Here is a 17,095-nt window from a genome sequence, read left to right as displayed (position 1 = left end):
ATACGTTACGATAGGACATAATACAATTATTAAAAGTTTATTAAAGGGGGAGCTTTTCTTGTCATTACCCGTTTCAAATGGCTCAAAAAAAAGAATTGAAAAGGATTTCTTAGGTGAAAAGGAAATACCATTTGATGCCTATTATGGGATTCAAACATTACGGGCTGCTGAGAATTTTCCGATTACACACTATCCGCTTCACAAGGAATTAATCCGTGCCATTGCAATGGTAAAAAAAGCAGCAGCTTTAGCCAATATGAAAACTAAAGGGCTTTACGAGGGCTTGGGAAATGCTATTGTACAAGCAGCTGACGAGATTATTGCTGGCCACATGCATGATCAATTTATTGTTGATCCTATCCAGGGCGGTGCCGGTACATCTATTAATATGAATGCAAATGAAGTCATTGCAAACCGCGCATTGGAAATATTGGGGAAGGATAAGGGAGACTATACGCAATTGAGCCCGAACACACATGTAAATATGGCTCAATCAACAAATGATGCCTTCCCAACAGCGATCCATATTTCAACATTACATTTACTGACAGAGCTCCTTGAGACAATGCAATACATGCATTCTGTATTTCAGGAAAAAGCAAAGCAATTTGATCCAATTATTAAAATGGGAAGAACTCATCTACAGGATGCTGTCCCCATCCGTCTCGGTCAGGAGTTTGAGGCGTACAGCCGTGTCCTTAGTCGTGATATTAAACGCATCAATCAATCACGCCAGCATTTATACGAAGTCAATATGGGAGCAACGGCTGTTGGAACAGGCTTAAATGCTGAACCTAAATATATTGAATATGTCGTAGAGTTTTTGGCAGATATTAGCGGTCTCCCATTGAAAAAAGCCGAGCACTTAGTTGATGGAACACAAAATACAGATGCATATACCGAAGTATCCTCAAGCCTCAAAATATGTATGATTAATATGTCAAAGATAGCAAATGATTTACGTTTAATGGCATCAGGACCACGTGCAGGATTAGGAGAAATTTCTTTAACGGCACGTCAGCCTGGTTCATCTATTATGCCAGGTAAGGTAAATCCAGTTATGCCGGAAATGATTAATCAGGTTGCCTTTCAAGTGATAGGTAACGACCATACCATCAGTCTTGCATCTGAAGCCGGACAGCTAGAGTTAAATGTAATGGAACCTGTACTGGTATTCAATCTTCATCAGTCCATAAGTATTATGAATAATGCATTTCGAGTCTTTACTGATCGCTGTTTAAAAAGTATTGAAGCAAATGAAGAGCGTTTAACAGAATATGTCGAGAAGAGTGTCGGACTAATTACTGCGGTTAATCCACATATTGGCTACGAAGTTGCAGCAAGAATTGCCCGCGAAGCAATTGTCAAAGGCCGCTCGGTCCGGGAGCTTTGTCTTCAATATGATGTTTTAACTGAGGAGGAGCTTGATCTTATATTAAATCCCTATGAAATGACAAACCCAGGCATAGCCGGGGCCTCGTTGCTTGAAAGGGATTAATTAATTGAACAGCATGAAAAAAGGATGACTTCAATCGTCATCCTTTTTTCTTCGAATGGATATCTGCACCTGCCTTACTTTCGCTTTCTCCATTCTATTGATTCATGATCATCCGTACTGTTGTTAATCACAAAAACTTTGTGGTAGACGCTTCCCCAAGCGTTACTATACCACTACCCCTTGTTTCTTTAGCATTTCTCCCATTTTTATGCACATATTTATTATGACAAATTTATTATATAATAATTTAGAATTTATTACAAAATATACATATTCTTTCTTTTTAGGAGTTATCAATCTGTTTCATAATTTGAAATCATGTCCTAAACGAAATCAAAAAGCGCTAATTAACTATCATTTCTACTTTATCTATAATAATAACTGTTTGTTTTTAAAATTTTTAGAATATTTACTTTTCAAAATATTATTTTTGGTGTATAGTTTTATCTATAAGATTCATTCGTTTACCAAAATGATTTATTGCAAGTTAACTAGTGAGAGCGTCTATTAAATATACTAAATATTTTTTATATTCAAATAAGGAGCGGATTATCATGCATGATTTTCATACACATTTCATCCCTAGTGAAGTACTAGAATGGATTAAGGACAACCAACATAGAATTAATGCCCGGTGGATCGTTAACGAAGACACAAATGAAGAATCCCTCGTGATAAACGAAAAGTGTAGGATAGAATTGAAAAAAAACTTAATCAACTTCGATGCATTCCTACAAGGTCAGAAAAACGCTGGTGTTAACCATTCCGTAATCTCACCCCTCCCGCAGCTTTTTCTATATGACTCAGTCTCAATTAGTACAGAAATTTCTAAAGTCTATAACCAAGCACTGGCACAATTAGTGGCTAAGCATCCAGGAAAAATTTCTGCTCTCGCTACTGTTCCATTAGCAAACCCTGTCAAGGCAGCTCAAGTATTAAACGAAGCCGTAAAATTTGGCTTAAAGGGTGCTATTATCGGGACTGGGTTAGGAAAACGAATGCTGACAGACCCTTTTTTTAAAGGCTTCTTCGAAGAAGCTAACCGATTAAAGGCCATCCTTTTCATACACCCATTAACAAATAATGATCCACGATTAAAAAGAAGAATGATGCCTGCTATCATTGGAGAACCATGGGATATTACGGTTTGTGCAACTGATATAGTATTAAGCGGATTCGCTGATAAATATCCAGAGGTTAAAATACTATTTGCTCATGGCGGTGGATTTCTTCCATACCAAATCGGCCGCTTAGAAAAAGGATATGAACAATGGGATGTGGTTTCTGCAAATTTACAATCACCACCTTCTGAATATTTGAAGCGCTTTTGGTATGATTCTGTACTCGGCAGCAAGGAAAGCATCGAGTTTTTAACTAAGGTGGTCGGAGAAGACCGGGTTGTTCCAGGATCTGACGCAAATCTCTCCCTTTGGGAAAGCGCTTTAAATATTAGCGATAAAGGTGTTCATTCACTATTAGCTGAATCAGTAAACATACAATAATAAAATTTCAAATAGTCCCCTAAAGATATCAATCGATTCATCTTTATAGGGGACTATTTTTTTATAATGAAAGACTGTTTTCAATAGATTAAAATATTGTTAGAATATTTGATATAAGGTTGATTGTAAAAATATGAACATACAACATAGAAAAGAGATGAACAAATGGCAAATCAAGAGCAAAAAAAATTAAGTGATTTATCTTATTCAGTACTAGATTTAGTTCCCGTTTTAAAAGGAGGTTCTGCTGGTGATTCAATAAAAAATACAGTTGATATTGCCCGCCATGCAGAAAAATGGGGGTATAAACGATATTGGATGGCAGAACATCATAATAATCCTGGAATCGCCAGTTCTGCTACACCTGTATTAATCGGGCATGTAGCTGCACATACATCAACCATTCGGGTTGGATCAGGTGGAGTAATGCTGCCTAACCATTCTTCCCTAGTCGTTGCCGAGCAGTTCGGGACACTTGAATCCATGTTTCCAGGACGTATTGATCTTGGTCTAGGTCGCGCACCTGGTACTGATCAGTTGACAGCAAAGGCTTTAAGACGAGACTATCGAGGTGATGGACAGGATTTTCCTGAGCAATTAGCTGAATTACGTGCATACTTCCAACCAGGAAACCAAGTGGAGAAAATGAGTGTTAATGCTATTCCAGGATTGGGCTTACAAATTCCTATCTGGCTGTTAGGCTCCAGTGGATTTAGTGCACAGCTGGCTGGCTTGCTTGGACTTCCGTTTTCATTCGCGAGCCATTTCTCACCTGAAAATACACTGCCTGCCCTTTCCCTATACAGAAGTAGCTTCCAGGCTTCCGATACTCTTGAGAAGCCGTATTCGATGGTGTGCGTGAACGTTATTGCAGCGGATAGTGATGCAGAAGCACATAAGCTTGCATCCACATTAAAGCAGTATCACTTAAATATTATTCGCAACACACGTGGTCCTCTTGAACCTCCTGTAGATTCTTTTGACAGTATTTGTAATGCTTATGAGAAGGCATACTTGGATCAAAAGCTTGCAAAATCCATTATTGGTGGTCATGCCACAGTAAGAACACAATTAGAAAGATTTTTGGCAGACACGCAGGCTGACGAAATCATGATCAATAGTCAGATATTTGTCCATCAGGCTCGATTACGTTCATTTGAAATTGTTGCAGACATTTTGAACGACAGGCTCTAATAGATAAACGATCGATAAATAACCGGTGAACATAACGTGCACCGGTTTTTATATCGGCATAAACCCTGTTCTCTCTCTACTGAAACTTTATTAAATCTTAAGCCCTCTCTTTTGAATTATAATGGATTAATTGATAGAATATTTATATAATTCGATATTAACCTATAGAAAGAAGATGAAGTAATGTCGAAACAAGAATTTATCTCCCTTAATTCTATTCCATATTCTGTACTTGACTTATCACCTATTATTCAAGGCGGCTCAGCAGCCGTAACGTTTCAAAATACGGTTGATCTAGCAAAGCATGTTGAGAATTGGGGGTATAAACGATATTGGCTTGCTGAGCATCATAACATGCCCGGTATTGGAAGCTCTGCAACATCCATTTTAATCGGCCATGTTGCCGCTAATACTTCAACAATTCGTGTTGGTTCCGGAGGGATCATGCTGCCAAATCATGCTCCGCTCGTTATTGCCGAGCAATTTGGAACGTTAGAATCCTTATTTCCGGGTAGAATTGATTTAGGAATCGGACGTGCACCTGGTACGGATCAATTAACTGCTTATGCTTTACGTCGTGACCGTAGAAATGATGGGCAAGACTTTCCTGAACTATTGACTGAACTGAGGGCCTATTTTCAAGACCGTCAATCAACAAAATCCAAGGTAAGAGCAATACCAGGTCAAGGCTTACAAGTTCCAATCTGGCTGTTAGGCTCAAGCGGATATAGTGCACAGCTGGCAGGACAGCTTGGTCTTCCTTTTGCCTTTGCCAGCCATTTTGCACCAGAAAATACATTACCTGCCCTCGCTTTATACCGAAACAGCTTCCGTCCTTCCAATGTGCTGGATAAGCCATATGCTTTAGTTGCAATGAATATCATTGCTGCTGACAATGATGATGAAGCCTTACTACTCTCAACCTCGCTTCAACAGCAGCATCTACATCTACTACGAAACAATCCTATACTATTACAGCCGCCAGTTGATAATATGGATGAGCTTTGCAGTGATTTTGAAAAAGCCATTCTTCAGCAGAAGCTTAGCCGCTCAATCATCGGAAGTCCTAGTACAATCAAAAAGAAACTAAAGAAATTTTCCCAGGAAACACGAGCTAATGAAATCATCGTAAACAGCCAAATATATGACCATCAAGCACGATTACATTCATTAAAGATTATTGCAGATATTATGAACGAATCGAATTAAACAAGTAAAGGAGCCTGATTCACAGGCTCCTTTTTTGTATTAGTTAGGAAAGAATTGATTTTTCTTTGTTTCTTAGCACCTCTGGAATATAAGTGCAGAATGGTTCACTTTCCATATAATCACCTGTGACAGCATATGCTCTTGACCTTGATCCGCCGCAAATGTTCCTATATTCACATACACCGCATTTCCCTTTATAATGATCAGGCTGTCTTAAATCTTTAAATATTTTTGCTTCCCGATAAATGGTTGCCAGTGGTGTTTCTCTTACATTTCCTGCTTTAATTGGTAGCAATCCGCTTGGTAATACATCGCCAATATGAGAAATAAAAGCAAAACCATTTCCATCATTCACCCCTTTTGGTGCCCGTTTTAAGCCGTCATTTCTTGATGCCATATCCGTCGTAATTGTATCCTCATAATGAATTTCTCCCTTTTCAATTCTATGCTCTTGCATTTTTTGTTGTAATACAACACGCCGATAGGCTTGGGCTGCTGTTGTTTTGATATCAAAGGGGGCTGTTTTACTTAGTTCATATAACCAGCGAAACACCTTTTCATGCTCCGCAGGACTGATACAGTCATCTATTTGTCCCCTTCCGGTTGGTACAAGCAGAAATATATACCACATCACAGCTTTTAATTCGCCTACTAATTTTGCCATTTCCTCTAAGTGATCATAATTATAGCGTGAAATAACAGTATTAATTTGGACCGGCATTTTCAATTCATTTAAATATTTTACTTTTTCAATTGTTAAATCAAACGACCCTGGTGTACCACGAAATTGATCATGAATTTCAGCCGTTGGCGCATCGAGGCTAAAGCCCCATCGTGCAAGACCTACCTCTTTTGCCCTTTCCATTTTCTCTTTTGTCACATTCTTCGTAGCACTTGGTGTCATGGAAACCCGCATTCCTTTATTGACGGCATATTGTGCCAACTCAAATAAATCTTCTCTTAACATACAATCCCCACCTGTAAAAACAAGCATCGGATTGTTCATTTCATATATTTGATCTATTAGTTTGAGCCCTTCTTCATGACTTAATTCACAGGGATCTGGCGTTAGCTGTGCATCAGCACGACAGTGAACACATTTCAACTGACATGCCCGGGTTACCTCCCAGATCACGATAAAGGGATTTTTATTATAATCAACTTTTGTTCCCTGCATATGTGGATGAATTTTTCCGTGTTCCATTCTATCACCATTCTTTTCGATTTTATCGTAAAACTATTACTTCATTTTAAGATAAGAATCAGCATTCTAAAGCAACTAAAGTCACTCTTAAAATTTTAAAATAACGAAGCGGTTCACAATTTGAAAAAGCGGTCCCTTTTGTGGATATTGAATGAAGTACAATTTCTTAACAGTTATTTTACAAGAGATTAAGAAAATAATAGCCCTTCATCAATAGAATACAATGAAAGCACATCACTACAACGGAGGGATTTCATGAGAATAGCAATAGCAGGTGTTGGATATGTAGGTTTAGTGACAGGTGTGTGTTTAGCAGAATTAGGTCATGAAATAACCTGTGTGGACCTTCAGAAAGACAGAGTCAACCTGCTTAATTCAGGCCGTTCCCCGATTTATGAACCGGGTCTTGAGCCCCTTCTTACAAAAAATATCTCTTGCGGCCGTCTTTTTTTTACGACAAACCCAGAAAAGGCTTATAAACATGCAGAAATTATTTTTATTACTGTAGGGACACCTGCTAAAGAGGATGGTACTGCAGATTTAGATCAGGTTACGGCTGCTGCCGATACAATTGCTAGTCAGATTACTAATGATGTTATTATTTGTACAAAAAGTACTGTCCCAGTCGGAACAAACGAAAAAATAAAACAAATGATTGACAAAGAAAAAAACGGCCCCTTTAAAACGACCGTTATTTCTAATCCAGAATTCCTTCGAGAGGGTTCTGCCATTTTTGATTTTTTTCATGGAGACAGAATTATTATCGGTTCTGATAACCCGGAAGCCTCAGCGACGATCGAGAAACTATATGCCCCCATACATATCCCTGTCATTAAGACGGATATTAGAAGCGCTGAAATGATTAAATATGCTTCAAACGCTTTTTTAGCAACGAAAATAAGCTTTATTAATGAAATTGCAGCCATTTGCGAAAAGCTGGATGCTAATATCGAAGAAGTTGCTATTGGCATTGGCAGTGATAAACGAATCGGCAATCATTTTCTCCGTGCAGGAATTGGCTACGGTGGATCCTGTTTTCCAAAGGACACAAAAGCTCTCGCCCAGCTTGCAGGTAATGTACAGCATCCCTTTGAATTACTGGATGCGGTAATTAACGTGAACAACCGCCAACAGTCCATTCCTGTTAAAAAAGCGAAAGAGATTATCCCTTCATTAGCAGGAAAAAAAGTCTCGGTACTGGGTCTAGCTTTTAAGCCTGGTACTGATGATATACGGGAATCACCCTCATTGAAGATAATAAAGGAATTACAGCAGGAAAAAGCCATTGTCACGGCATATGATCCTATTGCGATTTCAACTATGCAAAAAGAACTAGGAAACCATTTTACTTATACAAATGATATCCTTGAAGCGCTTTGGGATAGTGAATTAGCTATTATTGCAACAGATTGGGAGCAAATAAAAAAGTTCCCCTTATATTTGTATTCTGAATATATGAAGAATCCGGTCATTATTGACGGAAGAAACTGCTATTCGATGGATGAAGTCAAGAAATATCCCATCCATTATGTATCGATTGGCAGACCATCACATATGCCTACAATTGTAGAGGTAAATCAGTCGTTACTTTTATAGAAATTTAACATTCCTTTATCATTTGCTAAACAACCCTTTAGTACGATAAAACTATAATTTATACATGACTGGTAAAGGAGTGCTGACCATGACAAGACTTCTATTGTCTTTTTATCAATTTGAATGTCAGATATTTAAAAAGGTAAACTCCCATTTTGATAAAAAAATACTTAATCTATTTTTCCGAACGGTAACACATGCTGGAGGGGCTATGTTTACCATTGGTTCCACAGTTCTATTCATTCTCTTAACATCCAACTCTATGAAAATCACGGCCATTTCTAGTGCTTTTGCATTAGCCATCAGTCACCTGCCTGTACAGATGATTAAAAAGTTTTTTCCACGTAAAAGACCCTATTTAACATTAGAAAAAACAAAGGTGCAGTTGAACCCCTTACAGGACCATTCGTTTCCATCGGGTCACACAACAGCAATTTTTTCAATCATTATTCCTTATGTGCTGTTACATCCATATTTGTCATTGATCCTCTTTCCCCTTGGATTTTGTGTTGGTTTATCAAGAATTTATTTAGGTCTTCATTATCCGTCAGATTGTATTGCTGGATTCTTGCTGGGCACAGGTGTGGGAACTCTATCCTTTTTGATATTTTTTAGTTAATGAAAGAGTTTATCATCATCTTAAGGGGGTTGTGAGATGAAAGTGGCTATTTTCACTGATACCTATTACCCGGATATTAATGGAGTTGCCCGTACACTTAAGAAATTTACTGACCATTTATCATATCGACAGATTGACTTTAGAGTTTTTGCCCCCAAGCCCCCCTCGATTGAATACGTGGCAGAACATATACACAGGTTCGAAAGTCTTTCTTTTTTCTTGTACCCCGAGTGCCGTTTAGCACTCCCTAATGTCATGAAGATTAAAATGGAATTAGAAAGCTTTTCTCCTGATCTCATTCATGTTGCAACTCCTTTTAATTTGGGACTTTGCGGAATTTATTTTGCAAAGAAATTAGAAATTCCTCTTGTCGGTTCCTTTCATACTGACTTTGATCAATATTTAGCTTTTTATGATCTTCAATTGTTATCTAAGTGGGTTTGGAATTATATGGCTTGGGTTCATAATCAATTTCAAACAACCTTTGTCCCTTCAAATGAAACACTAATGCATTTAAAGCAGCGTAACTTTAAAAATTTAAAAATATGGCCGCGCGGAGTAGATTGTCAACTATTTCATCCTTTGTATGAAAAAGACACGGTTCGAAAGAAATACGGGCTTTCAAAAAAATATCTGCTTTTGTTTGTCTCAAGGCTTGCACCGGAAAAGGATATTAGTACGCTCCTCCGCGTAGCAAAAACAATCCCTGCAGAATTAAACAAGGATATTGAATGGATATGGGCTGGAGATGGACCATTGCGAAAGGACCTTGAAAAAGAGGCACCTGAAAATGTCATTTTTACTGGTTATTTAAATGGCAAGGATTTAGCAGAGATATATAGTGCCTCAGATTTATTTATTTTCCCTTCACCAACCGAAACCTTCGGCAACGTTGTTCTTGAAGCACTCGCAAGTGGAACACCTGTTATTGGCGCGGATTCCGGCGGTGTGAAAAATATCATCTCTTCAGGAAAAACAGGTTTATTATGTGCGCCAGGAGCGGCTGAGGAGTTTAATGAAGCAATTGTACAGCTATTATCACATGATAGTTTACGCTGGCAAATGGGGATGGAAGGAAGAAAGTTTGCCTTAACACAGCGCTGGGAAAACATATTTGATCAACTTCTTAGCGATTATGATCAGGTAATAAAGAAAGAAACAAATGAAATTTATGCTTAATAGAATGAAAGGGAACAGACACCATTTATCGAAGTTGTCTGTTCCCTTTCATTCTATTAAAAGAGTTTGATTTGCTACTTCACAATGAACTTACTTTATTTTGATTGCCTGAAGAATTGGCTTGATCACTCATTGCTAGCTCATTACGAAGCCATGCCACTACATCACTCTTATTATTACTTGTTACTTTATGCCCAGTAGGATAAATGACATATTTAACGGATGAAGCTTTACTCCGGAAGTACTCATAGTTAGCCTGTCCTACATGTAGCGGGAAAATAGGATCGTTTTCACCCTGACAAAGAAAAACAGACAAATGGTCTATTGGTTTTACTGGATATTCTGTTTTGATAAATTCCGGAATAAACCCATTCATAGGTATAATTCCTTTAATCGTTTCTCCTAGCACAAGTGCTAAACACATACTAAGGATTGCCCCTTGACTAAAGCCTATTAAATAAACCCGTTTTAGGTCTATAGGATAGGTTTTAAAGGCATATTCAAGGTAATAACTCAATTTCTCAACAGCGCTGTCAAATTGGTCACGTTCAGGGTTTCCATATCCCTTGAGAGAATAATAGGCATAACCCTTTCCATAGGGCAAATCACCACGAACGCCGATAATAATATAGTCTTCTGTGAGCTCTCCGACTGCGTCCATCAAAAATCTCTCATCATAGCCAATTCCATGCAAGGTAATAATAACAGGATATTTTCTGTCATTTTCAATATTTTTGGGTAATGTAATGCTATATTCATAGGGACTATTCATCATTATTTCCTCTCCTTTTAAAGAAAATCATTTTAGCCTTAACTGCTTTCCTATCTTTAAACTCACACTTTGTCAATTATTCTATATATTTAGACAAATTTCCTTTTATTTTTCTTTTTAATCTAAAGCTCCCTTAGAAAAATCCCGCTTAAGCATGGAATACAGCTTAACATCCATAAATCCGTCCTTTGTCTTTTCAGATTGTCGAAGAAGACCTTCGTAAAAAAAACCCAATCTTTCTAATAGCCTTATTGATCGTTCATTTTCCGGAGCAACCTTAGCCTCAATTCGATTCAATTGCAGCTCCAGGAAGCCATATCTCAACAAAATAGTGACAACTTCACTTGCAAATCCCCTGCCCCAATACGCTTTCCCTAAATCATAGCCTACTTCTGCTTTTTCATTATCATAATCAATATAATTAAATCCGCAGCTTCCGATAATTTCTTCCTTGACCCCTGTCATGATGGTATACCGATTAGCTTGTTTTTTCTCAGCTAGTTTATTTAAAAAATCAATCATTGTAATTGCTTCTTCAATACTTGCAAATGATTCAATATTCATATAGCGGCTAACTTCTGGGTCTGACCAAAACGTGAATAAAGCTGATGCATGCTTTCGTTCAGACTGTATAAGCTTTATTCTTCCTGACAGTATTTCTGTTTTCACACGTTATCCTCCATTCTTGTTCGTACAAGAATTTACTTAAACACTATCTATATTTTCAATCATATTACCCATTTGAACAAGAAAAAAATCCCTTTCCCACCTTATAACCTTTCTCATTTCCTCAATATGTTAGTATCGCAAGAATGTTAACTTTTATATTCTTTGTAAAGCAAATGCTAACAGAAGTTTAATTATTGTTAATAGTTTGAAAATATCCCTTTTTTTGCTCTAATAGCCTGTATACTAAAAATGCAATAAAACTTGCAACATTCGAGGAGGTAAGCAAAAATGAAAAACGTCAAACAGTGGCTTTTAATTTTATTGGCAACTTTTATGTTTGTAGGAGTTGCTGCCGGGTGTACGAATGAAGAACCTCAAAATGAAACAGACACTGAAGAAAATCAAACGGAAGATAGTACAGAAACAGAAGACAGCACTGATGAAGGTACTGAAGCAGATACTGAAGAAAAAGCTGAATAATATGGAGCAGAGGGCCGGACTTATAAAGTTCGGCTCTTGTTCTATTCTAGCCAAGGCTTTTAAGTAATAAATCTATTGCCATTATGAAACTTTCCGTTTAAATTTACGTACTAGTAAGTATTCTATTTTAAGGGAGAATATGCATGAATGAATCAAAAGAATGGCTAAAAGAAGAACTAACTAAAGTAGAGGCTTGGGAAAAAGATCAAGGTGATTTATGGTTTTGGGAAAGGCTGGGACGACTGCCATTTAAAATTATTGATAAATGGACACCCGATTTTATCCAGAAAAAGATTGGTCTTATTATTGATGAATTGGGGCAATATGTGCAAACTGGCGGGAGTTACTTAAGTTCTGTTACATCCGTATCCTCCTATTATCCAGATTTAAAAGTACATAATCTGGAGGAGGCAGTAAAATTGCCGATTTCCACTATGGATCAGGCGGTAGAAAAATTATCGGGCAGCCGAAAAAAACTAGCGGTCATTCAAGGAGCGAGCACTGGCATTGGAGGAATTTTTACCTTGACAATCGATATCCCCCTCCTGCTTGGTTTGCAATTAAAAACATTGCAGGATATTGCCATTTGCTATGGATTCAATCCTAATGATAAAAAGGAGCGTTTATTTATTGTTAAATGTCTTCAATTTGTTTCAGCTGACATTGTTGGTAAAAATGCCATATTAGCGCAATTATCTAAGTTTGATCTTGAGGATGAGACAGCAAAACGAGAAGTTTTATCAGAACTCCAGGGCTGGCGTGAAGTAATCTTTACTTTTAGAGATCAAATGGGCTGGAAAAAGCTTTTTCAAATGATTCCCATTGCCGGACTTGTTTTTGGTGCATTTATCAATCGTTCGGCAGTAAATGACGTAGCTGAAGCTGGTATGATGCTTTATCGTAAAAGAAGAATTCTTGAAAGACTAACCGCGGAACCTCAAACAGCTTCCGAAGAGTCCTGATTTCCTTTTTGTGGGAATTAGGACTCTTTTTTTGCCTGTTATGAAGTAAATTGTAGACAAGCCCAATGTAAAAAATCATCTATTTTCACAAAGGATAATCTCCATATTCCGTGCTGAGAAGTGATATATAGCCTTGAGAGCTGATTTTGCTTATCTAACGGTATGTGTCTTCACATATGCTTACTAATTGAATCAAATACTCATAACTTTCTAAAAACTCCTTGATTATGTTTTTTTTGATTGTTAGTATAAGAGCGTTGATACAAAACAAGAACAAAATACGAACACAATGGGAGAGGTTGCATGCTAAAAAATAAAAGAATTGCATTTATTGGTGCTGGATCAATGGCTGAAGCAATGATTGCAGGGATTGCCAGCACCGGTAAAATACCGCAAAATCAAATCATTGTTTCTAATCGAAGCAATCAAGAACGCTTGAAGCAGCTTGAAACAAAATATGGAATAAAAGGTACAACAAGTGGTGACCTAGATTTCAGCCTTATTGATATAATTATCCTCGCAATGAAACCTAAAGATGCACATAGAGCCTTACAATCTATTCGTGACTCCATTCAACCACATCACATCATACTTTCTGTTTTAGCTGGGATTACAACCTCATTTATTGAAAATTACTTCCCTACCGGACAACAGGTGATTCGGGTTATGCCAAATACCTCAAGTATGATTGGAGAATCCGCAACCGGCATTTCATCAGGAAAATATACTCTCCATCAAAACATGATGATTGCCAAGGAATTACTAGAAAGTATCGGAAAAGTATATGTCATGACAGAAGACAAAATGGACCTATTTACAGGAATTGCCGGAAGCGGACCTGCTTATTTTTACTACTTAATGGAGCATATGGAGAAGCAAGCTGCTGAGGGAGGCTTATCAGAGGAAACAGCACGTCAAATCATTGCTCAAACGATTTTTGGTGCAGCAAAAATGATACTTGAGCAAAACGAAACACCAGCTGTCTTAAGAAACAATGTCACATCACCTAATGGAACTACTGCCGCTGGATTAAAGGCACTCCACCTCCATGGTGCAGGTATGGCGATTAAAATGGCCGTCCAAGAAGCAGCAGCACGCTCTAAAGAAATGACAAAACAACTGGTAGAGTCACCAGTCACAGATAAGCTAAAAATTTCTTTAGATTAATTGTCAACTTGACTACAATTCTATCTATCGAATAGTAGATATGATCAGCTTAGTTCTGCTTACAGGAGAATTGATATATAAATAAAATGGTACAGGGGTGATTAGATGACCTCGAAAAAGCTACAGAGGATTGTCATCAAAATAGGCAGCAGTTCGTTAACCAGCCGTCATGGAGAGATTAGTCATAAAAAACTTGAAAAATTAGCAAATGAAATTGTGCATTTAAAGGATCTTGGACATGAGGTCGTCCTTGTTTCATCAGGTGCTATTGCAGCTGGCTATCGAAAACTAGGCTGTCTGAAGCGTCCAAGTTCATTACCTGAGAAACAAGCTGCTGCTTCAATCGGTCAAGGACTCTTAATCGAAGCTTACTCCAAGCTATTTCTATCAAACGGCTACGTTGCATCGCAAATATTAATAACGAGAAGCGATTTTTTAGATGAAGACCGCTATAAAAATATGCGTAATACGTTGAATGTATTGTTAGAAAGAGGCATTGTGCCAATTGTAAATGAAAATGATACGGTTACTGTTGACCGATTAAAATTTGGGGACAATGATACACTATCGGCGAAGGTAGCTGGATTAGTGGATGCTGATTTATTGGTCATCTTATCTGATATTGATGGATTGTATAATGCAGATCCAACTAAATATTCAAACGCTTCATTGATGGAATATATCAATGTGATTACGCCCGCAATTGAAGCCATTGCAGGCGGATCAGGAAGTGAGGTCGGTACTGGCGGAATGAAATCAAAGATCGAAGCTGTGAAAATCGCAATGGCTTCAGGTATTAGTACCTTTCTTGGCAATGCAAGTAGAAATAATATTGTTGTTGATGCAGTCGTAGGAAAAGCAAAAGGAACCTACTTTCAATCAGAAACACCTACGATTAATTTAAATCAGCGAAAAAAATGGATAGCCTTTAATTCAAACCCTGAAGGCGAAATCATCATTACAGATCAGGCAAAGGTACGAATGATTGAGAAACATAAAAGCTTATTGCCTTCAGGAATTCACCATATAAATGGTCAGTTCGATAAGGGTTCAGTTATCCGCATCATTGATACCTCAGGAAATGAAATTGGCTGTGGTGTCGTTAATTTTTCAACTGAAGACCTGCATCAAATAAGTAAACAAAACACAAATATATCTATTGGTCAGCCGTATATTATGGATATTAATCATTTTGTTTGTCATTTAGATGTTCCGATTACAGTTTAATCCTACTAGGTCATAGCTTTTAAGGAGGTGATAATATGGAGGAATTCGGTTTGACTGCTGCTACCTGGGCTTGGCTGCTTATTCCAATGCCGTTATTAATTGTGCTCAGCATCATTACTTATTTTTCAGAAAAACATGATTCATCTATTACATTAGAGAAGGAGAGGATGAAACAAAATGGATATTAATCTCCCCACGTTAACCTCGATCATTATTTATTTAGTTGCAATGATGATTATTGGCATTTATGCAGCAAATAAGACAAAAGACTTAACGGATTATGTACTTGGCGGAAGACAGCTTGGCGGTGGTGTTGCAGCGCTTAGTGCCGGTGCCTCAGATATGAGCGGCTGGCTTTTATTAGGATTACCGGGTGCTATGTATGTAGGCGGTATGAGTGAAATCTGGCTACCAATTGGGCTCGCTGCCGGTGCTTATCTAAACTGGCAGTTCGTCGCTAAGCCATTACGTGTCTATACAGAAGTGGCAAATGACTCCATTACGGTTCCTGATTATTTTGAAAATCGATTCCATGATAACTCCAAAATCCTCCGTGTTGTTTCAGCCATTGTTATTCTCGTATTTTTTACATTCTATACCTCTTCAAGTCTTGTAGGAGGAGCCATACTATTGGAGAATTCCTTTGGCATGGATTATAAGCTTGCACTATGGGTTGGAGCAGCCGTTATCTTATCATATACTTTATTTGGCGGATTCCTGGCAGCAAGCTGGACTGACTTTATACAGGGAATCCTCATGTTCTTAGCATTAATCATCGTCCCCGCTGCAGCGGTCTACGAGCTTGGAGGCTGGAATGCAACGGTTCAAATGATTGGCAGCATTGATGCCTCTCACCTGAATGTCTATTCTGGAGCAACTGCCGTTGGAGTCATTTCCTTGTTGGCATGGGGATTAGGCTATTTTGGCCAGCCACATATTATTGTCCGCTTTATGGGCGTTAAATCCACAAGGGAAATACCAAAGGCTCGTTTAATCGGGATGGTTTGGATGATTCTTTCTCTTTTCGGAGCAGTATTTGTTGGTTTCGCCGGGATTTCATATTTTGCCGACTCCCCTTTAGAAAACTCCGAAACCGTCTTTATTATGTTTTCACAGGTACTATTTAATCCTTGGGTAGCGGGCTTTTTACTCGCAGCCATTCTTTCAGCAATCATGAGTACTGTTGACTCACAATTGCTCGTTTCTTCAAGCGCCTTAGCAAACGACTTTTATAAGTCCATGTTTAAAAGAGATGCTTCCCAAAAGGAAGAAATGATTGTTGGAAGAATTGCTGTTTTTGGTATCGCTATTATTGCGATTCTATTAGGCTATGATCCTGATAGTAAAATACTGGAGCTTGTCAGTTATGCCTGGGCCGGCTTTGGTTCTGCATTTGGACCGGTAATTATCCTTAGCTTGTTTTGGAAACGCATGACAAGAAACGGTGCACTTGCCGGTATTGTTGTCGGTGCTTTAACGGTTATCATTTGGGCCCAGATGACGGGTGGTCTGTTTGATATCTATGAACTTGCACCAGGCTTCGTATTTGGAACTATAGCCATTGTAATTGTCAGCCTTCTTGATAAAGCACCTTCCACTGCTGTCAAAGAAAACTTTGATATGTATAAAGCAATTCTAAAAGAAAACTAATGATTGAATGAAAAAAGTGAATACTGATCAATCAAGTGTCAAAAGACCTAACCTTTTGGCACTTTCTTTTTGTTTAAATAGATAGTAGATAATGACGAGGCATCCTATAGATGATAGTAAAATGAAAGGAAATAATTGACCATTATAGTTTCACAAAAAATAGGGGA

At 38.0% G+C, this 17,095-nt stretch carries 16 protein-coding genes; 13 read left to right on the top strand and 3 right to left on the bottom strand.

Features of this window, described 5'->3' with window-relative positions:
• Window positions 1–58 precede the first annotated feature (58 nt).
• From aspA to ACHUFV_RS00550, 4 genes are all read left to right on the top strand, one after another.
• The gene (gene aspA / locus ACHUFV_RS00565; RefSeq protein ID WP_394231444.1) at window positions 59–1,498 is read left to right on the top strand and encodes an aspartate ammonia-lyase; all 1,440 of its coding nucleotides are present in this window, start codon (window positions 59–61) and stop codon (window positions 1,496–1,498) included.
• A gap of 554 nt (window positions 1,499–2,052) precedes the next feature.
• A complete protein-coding gene (locus ACHUFV_RS00560) occupies window positions 2,053–3,000 on the top strand; it encodes an amidohydrolase family protein (protein ID WP_394231442.1) in 948 nt (315 codons plus the stop codon).
• A gap of 165 nt (window positions 3,001–3,165) precedes the next feature.
• Window positions 3,166–4,194, top strand: a complete 1,029-nt coding sequence (locus ACHUFV_RS00555; protein ID WP_394231440.1) for an LLM class flavin-dependent oxidoreductase — start codon at window positions 3,166–3,168, stop codon at window positions 4,192–4,194.
• 183 nt (window positions 4,195–4,377) lie between these two features.
• The gene (locus ACHUFV_RS00550) at window positions 4,378–5,403 is read left to right on the top strand and encodes an LLM class flavin-dependent oxidoreductase (RefSeq protein ID WP_394231438.1); all 1,026 of its coding nucleotides are present in this window, start codon (window positions 4,378–4,380) and stop codon (window positions 5,401–5,403) included.
• Window positions 5,404–5,446: 43 nt separating this feature from the next.
• On the opposite strand, the gene ACHUFV_RS00545 is transcribed toward ACHUFV_RS00550, so the two are convergent.
• A complete protein-coding gene (locus ACHUFV_RS00545) occupies window positions 5,447–6,607 on the bottom strand; it encodes a TIGR04053 family radical SAM/SPASM domain-containing protein (RefSeq protein ID WP_394231436.1) in 1,161 nt (386 codons plus the stop codon).
• 255 nt (window positions 6,608–6,862) lie between these two features.
• Here ACHUFV_RS00545 and ACHUFV_RS00540 point away from each other — a divergent pair, with 255 nt between their 5' ends.
• The 3 genes from ACHUFV_RS00540 (at window position 6,863) to ACHUFV_RS00530 (ending at window position 10,001) form a co-directional block, all read left to right on the top strand.
• A complete protein-coding gene (locus ACHUFV_RS00540) occupies window positions 6,863–8,203 on the top strand; it encodes a UDP-glucose dehydrogenase family protein (protein WP_394231435.1) in 1,341 nt (446 codons plus the stop codon).
• 88 nt (window positions 8,204–8,291) lie between these two features.
• Window positions 8,292–8,822, top strand: a complete 531-nt coding sequence (locus tag ACHUFV_RS00535) for a phosphatase PAP2 family protein (RefSeq protein ID WP_394231433.1) — start codon at window positions 8,292–8,294, stop codon at window positions 8,820–8,822.
• A gap of 36 nt (window positions 8,823–8,858) precedes the next feature.
• Window positions 8,859–10,001, top strand: a complete 1,143-nt coding sequence (locus tag ACHUFV_RS00530; RefSeq protein ID WP_394231431.1) for a glycosyltransferase family 4 protein — start codon at window positions 8,859–8,861, stop codon at window positions 9,999–10,001.
• Window positions 10,002–10,080: 79 nt separating this feature from the next.
• Here ACHUFV_RS00530 and ACHUFV_RS00525 read toward each other — a convergent pair whose 3' ends face one another.
• Together ACHUFV_RS00525 and ACHUFV_RS00520 are read right to left on the bottom strand one after the other, a co-directional pair.
• On the bottom strand, window positions 10,081–10,776 hold the full coding sequence (locus ACHUFV_RS00525) for an alpha/beta hydrolase (RefSeq protein ID WP_394231429.1): 696 nt from the start codon (window positions 10,774–10,776) through the stop codon (window positions 10,081–10,083).
• A 114-nt stretch (window positions 10,777–10,890) separates the two neighbouring features.
• The gene (locus tag ACHUFV_RS00520) at window positions 10,891–11,442 is read right to left on the bottom strand and encodes a GNAT family N-acetyltransferase (RefSeq protein ID WP_394231427.1); all 552 of its coding nucleotides are present in this window, start codon (window positions 11,440–11,442) and stop codon (window positions 10,891–10,893) included.
• 288 nt (window positions 11,443–11,730) lie between these two features.
• Here ACHUFV_RS00520 and ACHUFV_RS00515 point away from each other — a divergent pair, with 288 nt between their 5' ends.
• From ACHUFV_RS00515 to putP, 6 genes are all read left to right on the top strand, one after another.
• Complete coding sequence (locus ACHUFV_RS00515; protein ID WP_394231425.1) at window positions 11,731–11,922, top strand: hypothetical protein; 192 nt, start codon at window positions 11,731–11,733, stop codon at window positions 11,920–11,922.
• A gap of 143 nt (window positions 11,923–12,065) precedes the next feature.
• Entirely contained in the window at window positions 12,066–12,884 is an 819-nt protein-coding gene (locus ACHUFV_RS00510) for an EcsC family protein (RefSeq protein WP_394231423.1), read from the top strand.
• Window positions 12,885–13,187: 303 nt separating this feature from the next.
• Window positions 13,188–14,051: a pyrroline-5-carboxylate reductase gene (gene proC, locus ACHUFV_RS00505; RefSeq protein ID WP_394231421.1), complete on the top strand. Its 864-nt coding sequence runs from the start codon at window positions 13,188–13,190 to the stop codon at window positions 14,049–14,051.
• 105 nt (window positions 14,052–14,156) lie between these two features.
• The gene (gene proB / locus ACHUFV_RS00500) at window positions 14,157–15,278 is read left to right on the top strand and encodes a glutamate 5-kinase (protein WP_394231419.1); all 1,122 of its coding nucleotides are present in this window, start codon (window positions 14,157–14,159) and stop codon (window positions 15,276–15,278) included.
• A 35-nt stretch (window positions 15,279–15,313) separates the two neighbouring features.
• Window positions 15,314–15,466 (top strand): hypothetical protein, encoded by a 153-nt coding sequence (locus ACHUFV_RS00495; RefSeq protein WP_394231418.1) that lies wholly within the window; start codon window positions 15,314–15,316, stop codon window positions 15,464–15,466.
• On the top strand, window positions 15,456–16,928 hold the full coding sequence (putP, locus tag ACHUFV_RS00490; RefSeq protein WP_394231416.1) for a sodium/proline symporter PutP: 1,473 nt from the start codon (window positions 15,456–15,458) through the stop codon (window positions 16,926–16,928). Before ACHUFV_RS00495 ends, putP begins: the two co-directional genes overlap by 11 nt.
• Window positions 16,929–17,095 lie beyond the last annotated feature (167 nt).

The organism is Niallia oryzisoli (assembly GCF_043641075.1).
Classification (GTDB): Bacteria; Bacillota; Bacilli; order Bacillales; family Cytobacillaceae; genus Bacillus_BD; species Bacillus_BD oryzisoli_A.
This window is presented reverse-complemented; position numbering and strand designations above follow the sequence as displayed.

Bases quoted from the DNA above. Each gene is read 5' to 3' on its own strand.
- ACHUFV_RS00560 (WP_394231442.1), top strand. From the start codon at position 2,053: ATGCATGATTTTCATACACATTTCATCCCTAGTGAAGTACTAGAATGG.
- ACHUFV_RS00555 (WP_394231440.1), top strand. From the start codon at position 3,166: ATGGCAAATCAAGAGCAAAAAAAATTAAGTGATTTATCTTATTCAGTA.
- ACHUFV_RS00550 (WP_394231438.1), top strand. From the start codon at position 4,378: ATGTCGAAACAAGAATTTATCTCCCTTAATTCTATTCCATATTCTGTA.
- ACHUFV_RS00545 (WP_394231436.1), bottom strand. From the start codon at position 6,607: ATGGAACACGGAAAAATTCATCCACATATGCAGGGAACAAAAGTTGAT.
- ACHUFV_RS00540 (WP_394231435.1), top strand. From the start codon at position 6,863: ATGAGAATAGCAATAGCAGGTGTTGGATATGTAGGTTTAGTGACAGGT.
- ACHUFV_RS00535 (WP_394231433.1), top strand. From the start codon at position 8,292: ATGACAAGACTTCTATTGTCTTTTTATCAATTTGAATGTCAGATATTT.
- ACHUFV_RS00530 (WP_394231431.1), top strand. From the start codon at position 8,859: ATGAAAGTGGCTATTTTCACTGATACCTATTACCCGGATATTAATGGA.
- ACHUFV_RS00525 (WP_394231429.1), bottom strand. From the start codon at position 10,776: ATGATGAATAGTCCCTATGAATATAGCATTACATTACCCAAAAATATT.
- ACHUFV_RS00515 (WP_394231425.1), top strand. From the start codon at position 11,731: ATGAAAAACGTCAAACAGTGGCTTTTAATTTTATTGGCAACTTTTATG.
- ACHUFV_RS00510 (WP_394231423.1), top strand. From the start codon at position 12,066: ATGAATGAATCAAAAGAATGGCTAAAAGAAGAACTAACTAAAGTAGAG.
- proC (WP_394231421.1), top strand. From the start codon at position 13,188: ATGCTAAAAAATAAAAGAATTGCATTTATTGGTGCTGGATCAATGGCT.
- proB (WP_394231419.1), top strand. From the start codon at position 14,157: ATGACCTCGAAAAAGCTACAGAGGATTGTCATCAAAATAGGCAGCAGT.
- ACHUFV_RS00495 (WP_394231418.1), top strand. From the start codon at position 15,314: ATGGAGGAATTCGGTTTGACTGCTGCTACCTGGGCTTGGCTGCTTATT.
- putP (WP_394231416.1), top strand. From the start codon at position 15,456: ATGGATATTAATCTCCCCACGTTAACCTCGATCATTATTTATTTAGTT.